This window comes from Sphingomonas sp., from assembly GCF_025362505.1.
Taxonomy (GTDB): Bacteria; Pseudomonadota; Alphaproteobacteria; order Sphingomonadales; family Sphingomonadaceae; genus Sphingomicrobium.
The window spans coordinates 45,393-59,491 of the sequence record NZ_JANYGG010000135.1 but is presented as its reverse complement, the minus strand read 5'-3'; the positions used below and the strand labels follow the sequence as shown (position 1 = coordinate 59,491).

Sequence of the window (14,099 nt, the reverse complement as noted above, 5' to 3'; positions counted from 1 at the left end):
CTCGTTTCTCTCATCGTGTAGATCAGCCTGACCCGGCGAGCGCAAGCAAAATGCCAATGTACGGCAAGGTCCCGGCGAGCGCGACAAGAGCCATGTGCCACGCCATGATCGTTCGTCCCCCGACGTGCTTGCGAAAATATTTTCCTACTTGGCCCGAATTTGCTTAGGCGGAATGATGAAGTTTCTCGTGGCGCTCCTTGCGGGCGCGCTGTCCGCCTTCGCATTCGAACCGTTCGCCCTGGGTCCGCTGATGCCGCTCGCGTTCGCGCTGCTCGCCGGGCTCGTCGCCAGCGCGCCGCGGATGCGTTCGGCATTGGCGCTCGGCTGGGGCTTCGGGCTTGGCCAGTTCTGCGTCGGCCTCAACTGGATCGCGACCAGCTTCACTTACCAGGCGGCAATGCCGGCCTGGCTCGGCTGGCTCGCGGTGTTCCTCCTCTCGCTCTACCTCGCTGTCTATCCGATGCTCGCCACCGGGCTCGCGTGGCGGATCGGGCGGCGTAACCCGCTCGCGCTCGTGTTCGCGCTCGCCGCCGGCTGGATCGCGTGCGAATATTTGCGCGCCGGGATCTTTACCGGTTTCGCGTGGAACCCGGTTGGCGTCGCGCTGGTCGACACGCCGCTGCGCCGGTCGACCGGCCTGATCGGAACCTACGGCCTGTCGGGGCTGACGGTGCTCCTCGGCGGCGCGATCTGGCTCGCGATGCGCCACCTGCGCGACGCCGCATTCGCGCTGCTTCCAGTTGCGGTCGTCGGCATGGCCTCGCTACTCCTGCCGTTCGCGCCCACAAGAAGCGGGCCGGCGGTGCGGATCGTCCAGCCGAACATCGGCCAGGAGGTCAAATGGCGCCCCGGCGCGACCGAGATCTCCGAAGCGCGCCTGCTCGGCCTGTCGGGCGCCCCCTCGACCGAGCCCCGCCTGCTGCTGTGGCCCGAAGCCGCGGTGACCGCGCCGCTCGAAGACAATCGACTGGGCGCCGCCCCACTCGTCGCAAACCAGCGCCAGGCGATCATCCGCGCGCTTGGGCCCCACGACCTGCTCGCTACCGGCGGGCTCGGCGTCCGCTCGGTCGATGGCCAGACCGCCGCCGGTGTGCGCAACAGCCTGTTCCTGCTCGACCCGACCGGCCGCCTGATCGGCCGCTACGACAAGGCGCACCTCGTCCCCTATGGTGAATACCTCCCGATGCGCCCGATCCTGTCGGCGATCGGCCTGTCGCGTCTCGCCCCGGGCGATGTCGACTTCGACGCCGGCCCCGGCCCGCGCACCCTCGACCTGCCGAGCTTCGGCAAGATGGGGGTGCAGATCTGCTACGAGATCATCTTCTCGGGTGAAGTGGTCGACCGCGCGCACCGTCCCGATTTCCTGTTCAACCCGTCGAACGACGCCTGGTTCGGCCGCTGGGGCCCGCCGCAGCACCTCGCCCAGGCGAGGCTGCGCGCCGCCGAGGAGGGCATCCCCGTGATCCGTTCGACCCCGACCGGAATCAGCGCGCTGGTCGACGCCGACGGCCGCCTGCTCCACTCGCTGCCGTGGCGCGAGCCGGGCGAGATCGATGCGCGTATCCCCGCCGCGCGCGCCGCCACCCCGTTCGCCATGCTCGGCAACTGGCTGCCGCTGCTGTTCGCCTTCGCCCTGCTGCTGATCGCGCTGTGGCGGGGCCGCGAACCGATCGCCAAGTGATGTTGGTGAAGCCTGGCGACCCGCTGACGATCAACCGCCTTTACGGCCGGTCGAGCGGGCACAAGCTGCGCACGGGCCAGGCCGAGCTGATTGAGACCCTGCTTCCCGCGATTTCGGTCCCGGACGAGGGCGAGATCACCGCGAACCGCCTGTTTGGTGATCAGCGCCCGCTCCATGTCGAGATCGGCTTCGGCGGCGGCGAGCACCTCGCGCACCGCGCCGACCTCCTCCCCGACCACGGCTTCATCGGCTGCGAGCCGTTTCTCAACGGCGTCGCCACCGCCCTCGCCCACATCCGTGATCGGCGCCTAGCCAACGTCCGCCTCCACATGGGCGACGCGCTCGAGGTGCTTGCCCGCATCCCCAACGGGGCGCTGAGTTTCGTCTACCTGCTCCACCCCGACCCCTGGCCCAAGGCGCGCCACGCCAAGCGCCGCATGGTCAACGACGGCCCGCTCAGCCTCATCGCGGCAAAGTTGACGCCCGGCGGCGAGTTCCGCCTCGCTACCGACCATCCGGTCTATCTCGACTGGTCGCTGATGGTCATGCAGCGCCACGCCGCCACGTTCGAATGGCTCGGCGAGCAGCCGTCGGACTTCCTAAATCCCCCCGGTGGCTGGATCGAAACCCGCTACGGCGCCAAGTCGCGGCGGGAGGGACGACGGCCTTACTATCTGCGCTACCGCCGCGCCTGAGGCTTCGCCGGATCGAGCCGCAGCAGCCGCGCCCCGTCGCCGTCCTCGAGCAAGTAGATGTCTCCCGCAGGCGATTGGGCCACGGCGCGAATGCGGTTGTCCATGTTCCACTGCTCGGCCTTGGTCGCGCTGTCGCCGTCGAGATCGACGCGGATCAGCGCTTGGGCCGACAGCGCCGGAACGAACGCATCGCCCTTCCACTGCGGCCATTTGCCGCCACGATAAATCATCAGCCCGCCGGGCGAGATAGACGGGTTCCACCAGACTTTCGGCGGTTCGTAGCCATCGCCCGGCTTGTGATCGGGGATATCCGTGTCGTCGTAATTGCTGCCGTTGGAGGCATCGGGCCAGGCATAGTTTCGCCCCGACTTGACGAGGTTGACCTCATCCCCGCCCTGCGGCCCCATCTCGCTCTCCCACAGCCGTCCGTCGGCGTCGAATGCGAGGCCATAGGGGTTGCGGTAGCCCGTGCTCCACGTCTCGCCGGGGGTGCGGTTGAGGGTGGTCCAGCGGAACGGGCGACCATCCGCACTTTTCGCCGCGCCGCTATTGTCGGGCGGGGTAGTGATCGACGTTGTTGTCGCACCGAGCTTACCCGCGTCCGGATTGTCCAGTGCCGGCTGGCCGTCGAGGGTGAGGTGGAGAATCTTGCCCAGCGGCTGGTTTGGGTCCTGCGCCGGGGTAAAGCGCTGGCGCTCGCCCGAGCTCAGGAACAGCGATTTGCCGTCGGGAGCGAAGGCAATCGCGGCGCCAAATTGTCCGCCCTCGCCGCCCTGCGGGTCGTGCCACAGCACGCGCACGTCGGTCAGCCGCGAGCCGTCCGGCGCGAGTGCACCACGCGCGAGCGCCAGTCCGCTGCCGCCCGTCGCCGAGCGCTCCGAATAGGTCAGATACACCAGCCGGTCGGTGGCAAAAAGCGGCGACAAGGCGACCCCAAGCAACCCGCCCTGATCGACGTTGGCTACCGTCGGTACTCCGGCGACATCGCCAATCGGCTGCCCGGCGCGCCACCATTTGAGCTTCCCCGCCTTCTCGGTAATGAGCGCCGAACCATCGGGAAGGAACGCCATTCCGAACGGCGAATCGAACTTCGCGATCTCGGTCGCGACGAACGGCCTGGGCAAAGTCGTGGCGGCGGGGCCGGCCGTGCAGGCGGCTAGCGCTGGAACGAGTATAAGCGCTTGCAATGAAGTGCGTTGCATCCAATGTCTCCCTTGGCCGTTACTGATCTGGCCCTTTGAAAGATTCAAGCTGACCGCTTCCCTTTTGTCCCTCGCGACCGCCGTCCCGCCCTTCCCTGTCAGCCAGGCGGAGGCGAAGGCAACCGGCCGCGCGCTGTTCGCCGGCCGGAAGGCGCTGTTCGACCGCCTATCCGGCGTGTTCGACAATGCCGAAATCGACGAGCGCCAACTGGTCGCGCCGCTCGTCTGGTATGGCGAAAACCACGGCTGGAGCGAACGCAACCGGACCTATCTCGCCGCCGCCGACGCACTGTTCATCGAGGCGGCGCGCGGCGCGATCGAGCGGGCCGGCCTTCAGCCGAGCGACATCGACGGGGTCATCGCGGTGTCGACCACCGGCATCGCCACGCCGAGCCTCGAAGCGCGCAACGCCAAGGCGCTCGGACTTCGACCCGATATCCGCCGCGTGCCGATCTTCGGGCTTGGTTGCGCCGGAGGCGTGTCCGGTCTCGCCACCGCCGCCCGCCTCGCCGCCGCCGATCCGGGCAGCCGCTGGCTGTTCGTCACGGTCGAGACCTGCTCGATCTCGATCCGCCTCGACAGCGACGACCCCGCCGCGATCGTCGCCACCGCCTTGTTCGGCGACGGGTCGGCCGCTGCGGTGATCTCGACCGATGGTGATGCGATCGCCTTTGTCGAAGGCTCGGGCGAACGCCTTTGGCCCGACACGCTCGGCATCATGGGCTGGCGGGTCGAGGATCCGGGGCTCGCAGTCGTGTTCGACCGCGCAATTCCCCCATTCCTCGAGGCAAACCTCTCTGCCGGCCTCGACTCGATCCTCGCCAGCATGGGCATGAGCTTCGCCGACTTCGACCGGCTGTGCAGCCACCCCGGCGGGGCCAAGGTATTGACCGCGATGGAGAGTGCGCTCGGCCTCCAGACCGGCACCCTCGACCTCGAGCGCGAGGTGCTGCGCGAGCATGGCAACATGAGCGCGCCGACGGTGCTGTTCGTGCTCCAAAAGCTGATCGAGCGCGGGCTCCCGGGCCGCACGCTGATGACCGCGCTCGGGCCGGGCTTCACGCTCGCCGCACTGTCGCTCCGCCGTCCTTGATTCAGTCATCGGGCCTCACGCGATGATCTGGCCCGCGGTCGCGATCCTCGGCTTCGTCACGCTCCAGCGGCTGACCGAATTGCCGGTCGCGAGGGCCAATACCAAGCGCCTCCTCGCCCACGGCGGCCATGAAGTCGCGCCGGGCCATTATCCCGCGATCGTCGCGCTTCACGCCACGTGGCTCGCCGCGTTGTGGGTGCAGGCGCCGGGCAAGGCGGTTCACCTCCTTTTCCTCGCGCTGTTCATCCTGCTCCAGGCCTTCCGGGTGTGGACCCTGCGAACGCTCGGTCCGCGCTGGACGACACGGATCATTGTCGTTCCCGGCGAGAGCCTCGTCGCGCGCGGCCCTTACCGCTTCGTCCGCCACCCCAATTACCTGCTCGTGATCGGCGAGATCGCGGTGCTCCCGCTGGTGTTCGGGCTATGGAGGACCGCGCTGATCTTCTTGCTCCTCAACGCCGCCATCCTCACCATCCGCATCCGCGCCGAGAACCGCGCGCTCAGGGGCTAGAGCCTGTTCATCGGCACCGTCCGGTTCTGTTGAAACAGACTCTAAGCACCGCTTGCGCCGCTTCCCGGCTGCGCCTATAACGCAACCACTCCTCGACATCGCCGGATGCTGAGGCTGGGTCCCCCGGGGCCCGGCAGCGAGCGCCTTTGACTAAACTTCACAGGACCCAGGCTTGGCCGACATTCCCGTCATTACCGCGCTGATCGCGCCCGAGGCCGAAGCCCTTGGGCTCAGCTTGGTGCGCGTGATCATGATCGGCGGGACGTCGGACCCCACGCTGCAGGTAATGGCCGAACGCCCCGACACCAGGCAACTCGTGCTCGGCGATTGCGAAACGCTGTCGCGCCGGATCTCCGAAGTGCTCGACGCCGAGGAAGCAGCCGGCCGCGACCCGGTCGAGGGTGCCTATCGGCTCGAGGTCTCGTCACCCGGGATCGATCGCCCGCTGACCCGCCCGTCCGACTATGCCGACTGGGTCGGTCACGAAGCGCGCATCAAGTTCATCGAACCGCAGGACGGCGCCAAGCAGGTCAGCGGGATCATCGACGGGATCGACGGCGAAATCGTCACCATCTCGTCGCCGAGGGGCGCCCGCGCTTTCCCCTTCTCGTCGATCGCCGCGGCCAAACTGCTACTAACCGACAAGCTCATCAACGCCACCGCGCCGCTCAGCACCGACGGCGCCGACACCATCAAGACGGAGAGTTAACCGATGGCAACTGTTGCCCCGCCGACCGCCGGCCCCAGCGCCAACAAGGCCGAACTGCTCGCCATCGCCGATGCGGTGGCGAAGGAGAAATTGATCGACCGCGCCATCGTCATCGAGGCGATGGAAGACGCGATCCAGCGCGCCGCCCGCTCGCGCTACGGCGCTGAGAACGACATCCGCGCCAAGCTCGACCCCGTCACTGGCGACCTCCGCCTGTGGCGCGTCGTCGAAGTGGTCGAGGAGGTCGACGATTATTTCAAGCAGGTCGATCTGAAGGGCGCGACGAAGCTCCAGGCCGATGCCACCGTCGGCGATTTCATCGTCGATCCGCTGCCCCCGATCGAGTTCGGCCGCATCGCCGCTCAGGCCGCAAAGCAGGTCATCTTCCAGAAGGTTCGCGACGCCGAGCGCGACCGCCAATATGAGGAATTCAAGGAGCGCGGCGGCGAGATCATCACCGGCGTCGTCAAGCGCGTCGAGTTCGGCCACGTCGTCGTCGACCTGGGCCGCGCCGAGGGCGTCATCCGCCGCGACCAGCAGATCCCGCGCGAAATGGTCCGCGTCGGCGACCGCATCCGCAGCCTGATCCTGCGCGTCGCCCGCGAAGCGCGCGGCCCCCAGATCTTCCTGTCCCGCGCGCACCCCGACTTCATGAAAAAGCTGTTCGCGCAGGAAGTCCCCGAAATCTACGACGGGATCATCGAGATCAAGGCCGCCGCCCGCGACCCTGGCAGCCGCGCCAAGATCGGCGTGATCAGCTATGACAGCAGCATCGACCCGGTCGGCGCCTGTGTCGGCATGAAGGGCAGCCGCGTCCAAGCGGTCGTCCAGGAAATGCAGGGCGAGAAGATCGACATCATTCCGTGGAGCGAGGACCTCGCCACCTTCGTCGTCAACGCCCTGCAGCCGGCCACCGTCGCGCGCGTCGTCATCGACGAGGAAGAAAACCGGATCGAGGTGGTCGTTCCCGACGACCAGCTCAGCCTGGCGATTGGCCGGCGCGGGCAGAACGTTCGCCTCGCCAGCCAGCTGACCAATTCGCAGATCGACATCTTGACCGAGGCCGATGCGAGCGAGAAGCGCCAACGCGAATTCGTCGAGCGCTCGACCATGTTCCAGGAGGAACTCGACGTCGACGAGACGCTCGCTCAGCTGCTGGTCGCCGAAGGCTTCACCAGCATGGAAGAAGTGGCCTACGTCGAAAGCGATGAAATCGCCTCGATCGAGGGGCTCGACGACGAGATCGCCGGCGAACTGCAGAACCGCGCGACCGAAGCGCTCGAGCGCCGCGAAGCCGCCGCGCGCGAAATCCGCCGCGGGCTGGGTGTCGAGGATTCGCTGGCCGAATTGCCGCACATGTCCGAGGCGATGCTGGTCGTGCTCGGCAAGGCCAACATCCGGAACCTCGACGATCTCGCCGACCTCGCCACCGACGAGCTGATCCAGAAGAAGCGCCAGGAACCGCGCCGCCGCGCCGAAACCGCCGTCAAGCGGCCCGAGGACAAGGGCGGCATCCTTGCCGACTTCAACCTCAGCGAAGAGCAGGGCAACGAGATCATCATGGCGGCGCGGGCCCACTGGTTCGAGGATGACGACGCTGCCACCGCTCTTCCGGCTGTCGGTGATGCGGCCTCCGCCGCTGGTGGGGAGGACGCGGTTGCGGAACAAGCAGAATGACCCGCTAGCTGAGGCACCTCTGGTCAACGGACCAAGTCTTGGCGGGCCGGCGGCGCGGGCGGCGGACACTGTCCGCACCTGCGTGCTCACCCGCACGCCCGGCACCCGCGACACGCTGATCCGGCTCGCGCTGGGCCCGGACGGGAGCGTTGCGCCCGACGTCGGCGCGCGTGCCCCCGGGCGCGGCGCGTGGATCGGGGTCGACCGAGCGGCGCTCGATGCGGCCAACGCCAAGGGCAAGCTCAAGGGAGCGCTGTCCCGCGCGTTCAAGACCGGCGAGATCAACGTCCCCGCCGACCTTGGCGAGCGCATCACCGACGCCTTGCGCCAGGCAACGCTCGACCGGCTCGGGCTCGAGGCTCGCGGGGGCACACTCCTCAGCGGGGCCGATAAGGTCGAATCCGCCGCCCGCTCAGGCCAAGTCCACCTGCTGCTCCACGCCGCCGATGCGCGCGAGGATGGGCGCAAGCGGCTCGATTCGGCGTGGCGGGTTGGCGGGTCGGACCGGCGCGGGTATGACCGAGGGCTGGTTTTCCCCGAAGCGCGCCCCATCTTGTCGATGGCGCTCGGCCGCGAAAACGTGGTACACGTCGCCTTGATTGACTCCGCCGCTGCCGCTCGCGTTTCCCGCGCGATTGCCCGGTGGCAAGCTTTCATCTCTCCCGATGCGGGGCTAGAGGGCGGTGCTGCCGCCCCGAGCCCCGGCTCGACTGCTGCGTTTGACGAAGGACAAGAATGACCGACCAGAGCGACAAGCCCAAGCTTGGTACCCGGCCCCCGCTGGGCCTCAAGCGCACGGTCGAGACCGGCAAGGTGAAGCAGAGCTTCAGCCACGGCCGCTCGAACACCGTCGTGGTCGAGGTCAAGAAGCGCCGCATCCTCGGCAAGCCGGGCGAAGCGCCCGTCGCTGCCCCCGCCGCCGAGGCGCCCGCCCCCGCGCCGGTTGCCGCCGTTTCGGCTCCTTCCCCGCAGCGCCCTGCGCCGCGCCCGGCCGCAACCCCCGCGCCGCGACGGCCGGTCGACGACATCGCGTCGCGCCGCGAGCTTCAGGAACGCCTGCTGCGTGAAGCCGAAGAGGCGCGCATGACGAGCCTCAGCGACGCGCGCCGCCGTGACGATCGCGCCAAGGTCGAGCAGACCGAGGACGAGAAGCGCCGTGCCGAGGACAATCGCAAGGCCGAGGACGAATCGGCCGCCGAAGCCGCGCGCATCGCCGCAGAGCCCGCTCCCGAGCCGGCGCCGGCGCCGGGCGCGCCCGCTGTTGAGCCCGAAGTCGGCGAAGAAAGCCGTCCGGGCGAAGATCGTGCGTACCGCAAGCCCGGTCCGGTTCAGGTCGTCAAGCGCCCCGAAATTGCACGTCCGGTGCGTGGCCGCGGCGACGACCGCCGCCACTCGGGCAAGCTCACCGTCACCCGCGCGCTGTCCGGCGAAGACGACAATCGTGCTCGCTCACTCGCCGCGCTGCGCCGAGCGCGCGAAAAGGAAAAGCGCGCTCACCAGTCGGCTGGTCCGTCGGCCAAGCAGGTCCGCGACGTCGTCGTTCCAGAATCGATCACGGTGCAGGAACTCGCCAACCGCATGGCCGAGCGCGGCTCAGACCTGATCAAGTCGCTGTTCAAGATGGGTTCGCCCTCGGCGCTGGTCGACACCATCGATCAGGACACCGCCGAGCTGCTGGTCACCGAGTTCGGCCATAACATCAAGCGCGTCAGCGAGAGCGATGTCGACATCGACTCCGCCGCCGACGTCGATGCGCCCGAGACGCTCGTCACGCGCCCGCCGGTGGTCACGATCATGGGCCACGTCGATCATGGCAAGACATCGCTGCTCGACGCGATCCGCGGTGCCAGCGTCCAGTCGGGCGAGGCCGGCGGTATCACCCAGCACATCGGCGCCTACCAAGTCACGTTGCCCGACAAGTCGAAGGTTACTTTCCTCGACACACCGGGCCACGAAGCGTTCACCGAGATGCGCCAGCGCGGCGCCAACGTCACCGACATCGTTATTCTGGTGGTTGCCGCCGACGATGGCCTGCGCCCGCAGACGATCGAGGCGATCAACCACACCAAGGCGGCCGGCGTGCCGATGATCGTGGCGATCAACAAGATCGACAAGCCCGAAGCCAAGCCACAGAAGGTGCGCGAGGAACTCCTCCAGTACGAGATCGTGGTCGAGGACATGGGCGGCGACGTCCAGGACGTAGAGATCTCCGCGCTCAAGAAGACTGGGCTCGACAAATTGCTCGAGGCGATCGAGCTCCAGGCCGAAATTCTCGAATTGAAGGCCAACCCCGACCGCCCCGCCGAAGCGACCGTGATCGAGGCCCGGCTCGACAAGGGCCGCGGCCCGCTCGCCACCGTGCTGGTCCAGCGCGGCACGCTCAAGGTCGGCGACATCTTCGTCGTCGGCGCGGCATCGGGCAAGGTCCGCGCGATGCTCGACGACCATGGCCGGCCGATCAAGGAAGCCGGCCCCGCCGTCCCGGTCGAGGTCCTCGGCCTCAGCGCAGTGCCGTCGGCCGGCGACCCGTTCACGGTGGTCGAGAACGAGGCCCGCGCCCGCGAGGTCGCCGCCTATCGCCAGACGCTGCTCGACCGCAAGCGCACCACCAGCGCGCCGATCAGCCTCGAGAATATGTTCGCCGACCGCTCGTCGACGATGATCGAGTTCCCGCTCGTGGTGAAGGCCGACGTCCAGGGCTCGGCCGAAGCAATCGTCAACGCATTGAACCGGCTGTCGACCGACGAGATCAAGGTCCGCATCCTCAATTCAGGTGTCGGCGCGATCACCGAAAGCGACGTCACGCTGGCCTCGGCATCGGGCGCGCCGATCATCGGGTTCAACGTCCGCCCCAACGCCAAGGCGCGCGAAGTCGCCACGCGGCACAAGGTCGAATTACGCTATTACGACGTGATCTATCACCTCACCGACTGGGCCAAGGGCGCAATGGCCGGCGAACTCGGTCCCGAGATCATCGAGACGGTCGTCGGCCGCGCAGAAATCCGCGAAGTCTTCTCGGCCGGCAAGCATGGCAAGGCGGCCGGGCTGCTGGTGGTCGAAGGCATCATCCGCAAGGCGCTCAAAGCGCGGATCACGCGCGACGATGTCATCACCTACACCGGAGAAATCGCCTCGCTGCGCCGGTTCAAGGACGATGTCGCCGAAGTCCGCGCCGGGCTCGAGTGCGGCGTGACTTTCACGCAGAACTTCATCGACCTGAAAGCCGGCGACTTCCTCGAAACCTTCGAAGTCGAGGAGCGCGCGCGGACGCTGTGAGGCCAGCCGCATCCGGATCTGCCGTCGTGCGGCCTGTCACTTCACTCGCGACCAAGGGACCATCATGACCGCTCAGTCGCTGTGGGGGCGTACCGCGCGAAAGGTCGGCGGCCTTGCACGGTCAGATTTCGGGAACAAGGCGGGTTGGTACACGGTTCTGTTGGGCTTTGACCGGCTGATTGCGGTTGGCCAAACCGTAATGCTGTCACGTCTGCTCGGGATAACGGACTATGGCGCTTATGGCGTGCTGTTCGCGACGCTTGGCGTGGTCACTACCATCGTCGGGTTCCAGTCCGGCCTTGCTGCGACCGTCTTCGTCAGCCGGCATCTCCATTCTGACCCCGCGAAGGTCGCCGGTGTTATCGGATCGCTCACCAAGCTCGCGATCGGAATCAGCACGGTCGTGGTGCTGGCGCTGATACCTTTCTACCGCGAGGCATCGGTCTTTCTCTATCATCGCAGCGGCTACGAACAGGCCACGCTGATCGGCATCCTGCTGATATCCGGGGCGGTCTGGAGCGGTATCCAGGACGGATTTGCGCAGGGCTTCGAATCCTTCCGTTTTCTGGCGAGCCTGCGCGTCGCCATCGGAATCGTCTCGCTTCCGTTGACGTTTTTCAGCGCGCGGGAGTTTGGCCTGGTCGGGGCGTTGATCGTCATGCTGGCGATGATGTTACCGAGGACATTCATCCTGAGAGCGCATGTCAACCGACTGCGCCGCAAGTTCAACATTCCGAGGTCTGGCGAACCGCTTTCGGCCCGGAGCCTGTTCCTCGACTTCGCCTTGCCGACGGTCGGGGTCGGGGCTCTGTCGGGACTTGCCAACTGGTTCGGCATCTATTGGCTTTCGAGTCACGCGGGCGGACTCAGTGCGGTTGCAGTCGCCACCACCGGGCTTCAATGGCGTGGCCCGGCCTTGCTCATTACCAGCGCACTCGGCACGGTCGCCATCCCGCGCTTCAGCCGCCATCACGGAGCGGGCGATCACGATAATTCGGCTCGTCTGCGCAACAAGCTTGCATGGATCAGCGGTCTGGTCGCTATTGCCGGCACCCTTCCCCTGGTCCTGTTTTCGCCGCTGGTGATGTCGGCCTACGGCCCCGGATTTCACGCGGGTGCCTTCGCCTTCTCGCTGGTGGTCCTGTCGACGGTTCCGATGGTCATTTCCAACGTCTATTTGCAGGAGATGATCGGAGCGGCGATGATGTGGCGCCAATTCTGGGTACAACTCCCCTACGCGGCGCTGTTGACGCTATTGTTCGCCGCGCTCATTCCCACGCTCGGCGCGACGGGTTATGGCATTGCGATGGTCACCGGGACATTCTTCCTCCTAGCCCTGATGATTTTCAGTGACCGGTTCGCCCGTCGGAAAAATCGGTCGCGGCCGTTGAATTCCGACGAGGCGGAAACCCTGATTGCCCTGCAGGCCGGTGAAATGAAGTGAAGACGAACGAAACCCCCGAGGGCCGCTCGGTCCGTCTGCTTCGCGTTGGCGAGCAGGTGCGGCATGTGCTGTCCGACATCCTGATGCGCGGCGATGTGCATGACGAGACACTCGCCAGCCATCTCGTCAGCGTCACCGAGGTGCGCATGACGCCCGACCTGCGCCACGCGATCGTCTTCGTGAAACCACTGCTCGGGCAGGACGAGGAGGCGGTGCTCAAGGCCTTGCGCACCAACACCGCCTTCTTCCAGCGCGAAGTCGCCAACCGCGTGCGCGTCAGATACGCCGCGAAGATCAAATTCCGCGCGGACGAGAGCTTCGACGAAGGCGGCAAGATCGACGCGATCCTGCGCTCGCCCAAGGTCGCGCGGGACCTCGGCGAGGAATGACCGATCTCGCCGCGGCGAGGGCTGCCGCGCCGAGCCGCTCGGCGAGGACCACCGCGCGATGCTGATGGCTGCCTGCGCCGAGGATCGCGACATCTGGGCGATCTATTCGAGCTCATTCGACCCGGACCATTTCGACGAGAGTATCGATGCCCTCTCCGCCAACCCGCGCAACCATGTGCTCGTGCTGTTCGACGGCGATACGCTGGCCGGGATGGCGAGCTTCCTCGGCATCGACCCGGCGCGCCAGACGCTGGAAATCGGCGCAACCTATTATCGCCCGGCGATGCGCGGCACCGGCCTCAACGCCCGCGTCAAGGACATGATGCTCGAGCGCGCTTTCTCGTGCGGCTTCCGCCGGGTCGAATTCCGCGTCGACCGGCGCAACGAGCGCAGCCAGGCGGCATGCAAGAAGCTCGGTGCGGTGCGCGAGGGCGTACTTCGCGCCGACCGGATCACCTGGACCGGCCACGTCCGCGACACGGTGCTGTTCGCAATCCTGAAGGACGAATGGCCGATCGCAGGCGCACCCGCCGCCTGATGCTCAGCGGCTGGATCATCCTCGACAAGCCGGTCGGGATCGGCTCGACCCCGTGCGTCTCGGCGGTCAAGCGCGCGCTGCGCGAGGCGGGTGAGGCGAAGACCAAGGTCGGGCACGGGGGCACGCTCGACCCGCTCGCGTCCGGGGTCCTCCCGATCGCGCTGGGCGAGGCGACCAAGCTTGCGGGGCACATGCTAGACGCGACGAAGGACTATGCCTTCACCGTCACCTTCGGAGCGCAAACCGACACGCTCGACCTCGAGGGCGCGGTGATCGCGACCAGCCCGGTTCGCCCGACGGCGGCGACGGTCGCCGAAATCCTGCCCCGCTTCACCGGGATCATCGACCAGATCCCGCCGGCCTATTCGGCGCTGAAGGTCGACGGCAAGCGTGCTTATGATCTTGCCCGGGCCGGTGAGGAGGTGGCGCTGGCGACACGGCAGGTGACGATCCATCAGCTGCGCCTGATCGAATTCGTCGGGGACAGCGCGACATTCGTGACGTCCGTATCGAAGGGCACTTACATCCGGTCCCTCGCCCGCGACCTGGCAGTCGCGGCCGGGACGGTCGGCCATGTGACCCGGCTGCGCCGCACCCGCGCCGGACCCTTCTCGCTCGCTCAGGCGATATCGCTGGACAAATTGGCCGACCTTGCTAAGGCGCGGCAGCTTGATGGGGCGGTCCTCCCGCTCATCGCGGGGCTGGACGACATCCCGGCCCTCCCCGTCACTCCCGAAGAAGCCACCCTGCTCCGTCACGGACAGAAGCTCGATCGGACGCTCGCGACACCGGGCCTTGTCCTTGCCACCGACGCTGGTCGTCCGGTGGCCTTGGTCGAAGCCGGAACCGACGGCCTTCGGGTCGTCCGCGGGTTCAACATCTAA

At 67.2% G+C, this 14,099-nt stretch carries 12 protein-coding genes and 1 pseudogene; 12 read left to right on the top strand and 1 reads right to left on the bottom strand.

The genetic code is table 11. The features are described from left to right. Positions 1-172 precede the first annotated feature (172 nt). Together lnt and trmB are read left to right on the top strand one after the other, a co-directional pair. On the top strand, positions 173-1,681 hold the full coding sequence (lnt, locus tag Q0R27_RS12895) for an apolipoprotein N-acyltransferase (protein WP_293945488.1): 1,509 nt from the start codon (positions 173-175) through the stop codon (positions 1,679-1,681). Continuing rightward, entirely contained in the window at positions 1,678-2,376 is a 699-nt protein-coding gene (gene trmB / locus Q0R27_RS12890) for a tRNA (guanosine(46)-N7)-methyltransferase TrmB (RefSeq protein ID WP_293945487.1), read from the top strand. Before lnt ends, trmB begins: the two co-directional genes overlap by 4 nt. On the opposite strand, the gene Q0R27_RS12885 is transcribed toward trmB, so the two are convergent. Continuing rightward, positions 2,361-3,578: a PQQ-dependent sugar dehydrogenase gene (locus Q0R27_RS12885; protein WP_293945486.1), complete on the bottom strand. Its 1,218-nt coding sequence runs from the start codon at positions 3,576-3,578 to the stop codon at positions 2,361-2,363. The two genes, trmB and Q0R27_RS12885, sit on opposite strands and share 16 nt — an antisense overlap. A 64-nt stretch (positions 3,579-3,642) precedes the next feature. On the opposite strand from Q0R27_RS12885, the gene Q0R27_RS12880 reads away from it, so the two are divergent. From Q0R27_RS12880 to truB, 10 genes and pseudogenes are all read left to right on the top strand, one after another. Further along, entirely contained in the window at positions 3,643-4,671 is a 1,029-nt protein-coding gene (locus tag Q0R27_RS12880) for a 3-oxoacyl-[acyl-carrier-protein] synthase III C-terminal domain-containing protein (protein ID WP_293945482.1), read from the top strand. 22 nt (positions 4,672-4,693) lie between these two features. Next, positions 4,694-5,182, top strand: a complete 489-nt coding sequence (locus tag Q0R27_RS12875; protein ID WP_293945480.1) for an isoprenylcysteine carboxylmethyltransferase family protein — start codon at positions 4,694-4,696, stop codon at positions 5,180-5,182. 172 nt (positions 5,183-5,354) lie between these two features. Further along, positions 5,355-5,891 (top strand): ribosome maturation protein RimP, encoded by a 537-nt coding sequence (gene rimP / locus Q0R27_RS12870; protein ID WP_293945479.1) that lies wholly within the window; start codon positions 5,355-5,357, stop codon positions 5,889-5,891. 3 nt (positions 5,892-5,894) lie between these two features. After that, positions 5,895-7,568 carry a transcription termination factor NusA gene (nusA, locus tag Q0R27_RS12865; RefSeq protein WP_293945477.1) on the top strand — a complete coding sequence of 558 codons (1,674 nt, stop codon included), beginning with the start codon at positions 5,895-5,897 and terminating at the stop codon, positions 7,566-7,568. An 82-nt stretch (positions 7,569-7,650) separates the two neighbouring features. Beyond that, positions 7,651-8,307 carry a DUF448 domain-containing protein gene (locus Q0R27_RS12860; protein WP_293945554.1) on the top strand — a complete coding sequence of 219 codons (657 nt, stop codon included), beginning with the start codon at positions 7,651-7,653 and terminating at the stop codon, positions 8,305-8,307. Continuing rightward, entirely contained in the window at positions 8,304-10,844 is a 2,541-nt protein-coding gene (gene infB / locus Q0R27_RS12855; RefSeq protein ID WP_293945475.1) for a translation initiation factor IF-2, read from the top strand. Before Q0R27_RS12860 ends, infB begins: the two co-directional genes overlap by 4 nt. A gap of 64 nt (positions 10,845-10,908) precedes the next feature. After that, complete coding sequence (locus Q0R27_RS12850; RefSeq protein ID WP_293945473.1) at positions 10,909-12,288, top strand: oligosaccharide flippase family protein; 1,380 nt, start codon at positions 10,909-10,911, stop codon at positions 12,286-12,288. Beyond that, the gene (gene rbfA, locus Q0R27_RS12845) at positions 12,285-12,677 is read left to right on the top strand and encodes a 30S ribosome-binding factor RbfA (RefSeq protein ID WP_293945471.1); all 393 of its coding nucleotides are present in this window, start codon (positions 12,285-12,287) and stop codon (positions 12,675-12,677) included. The genes Q0R27_RS12850 and rbfA overlap by 4 nt, the downstream gene beginning before the upstream one ends. A gap of 46 nt (positions 12,678-12,723) precedes the next feature. Continuing rightward, a pseudogene (locus Q0R27_RS12840) lies at positions 12,724-13,215 on the top strand (GNAT family protein); the annotation flags it as partial. Beyond that, entirely contained in the window at positions 13,185-14,099 is a 915-nt protein-coding gene (gene truB / locus Q0R27_RS12835) for a tRNA pseudouridine(55) synthase TruB (RefSeq protein ID WP_293945469.1), read from the top strand. The pseudogene Q0R27_RS12840 and the gene truB, both read left to right, overlap by 31 nt.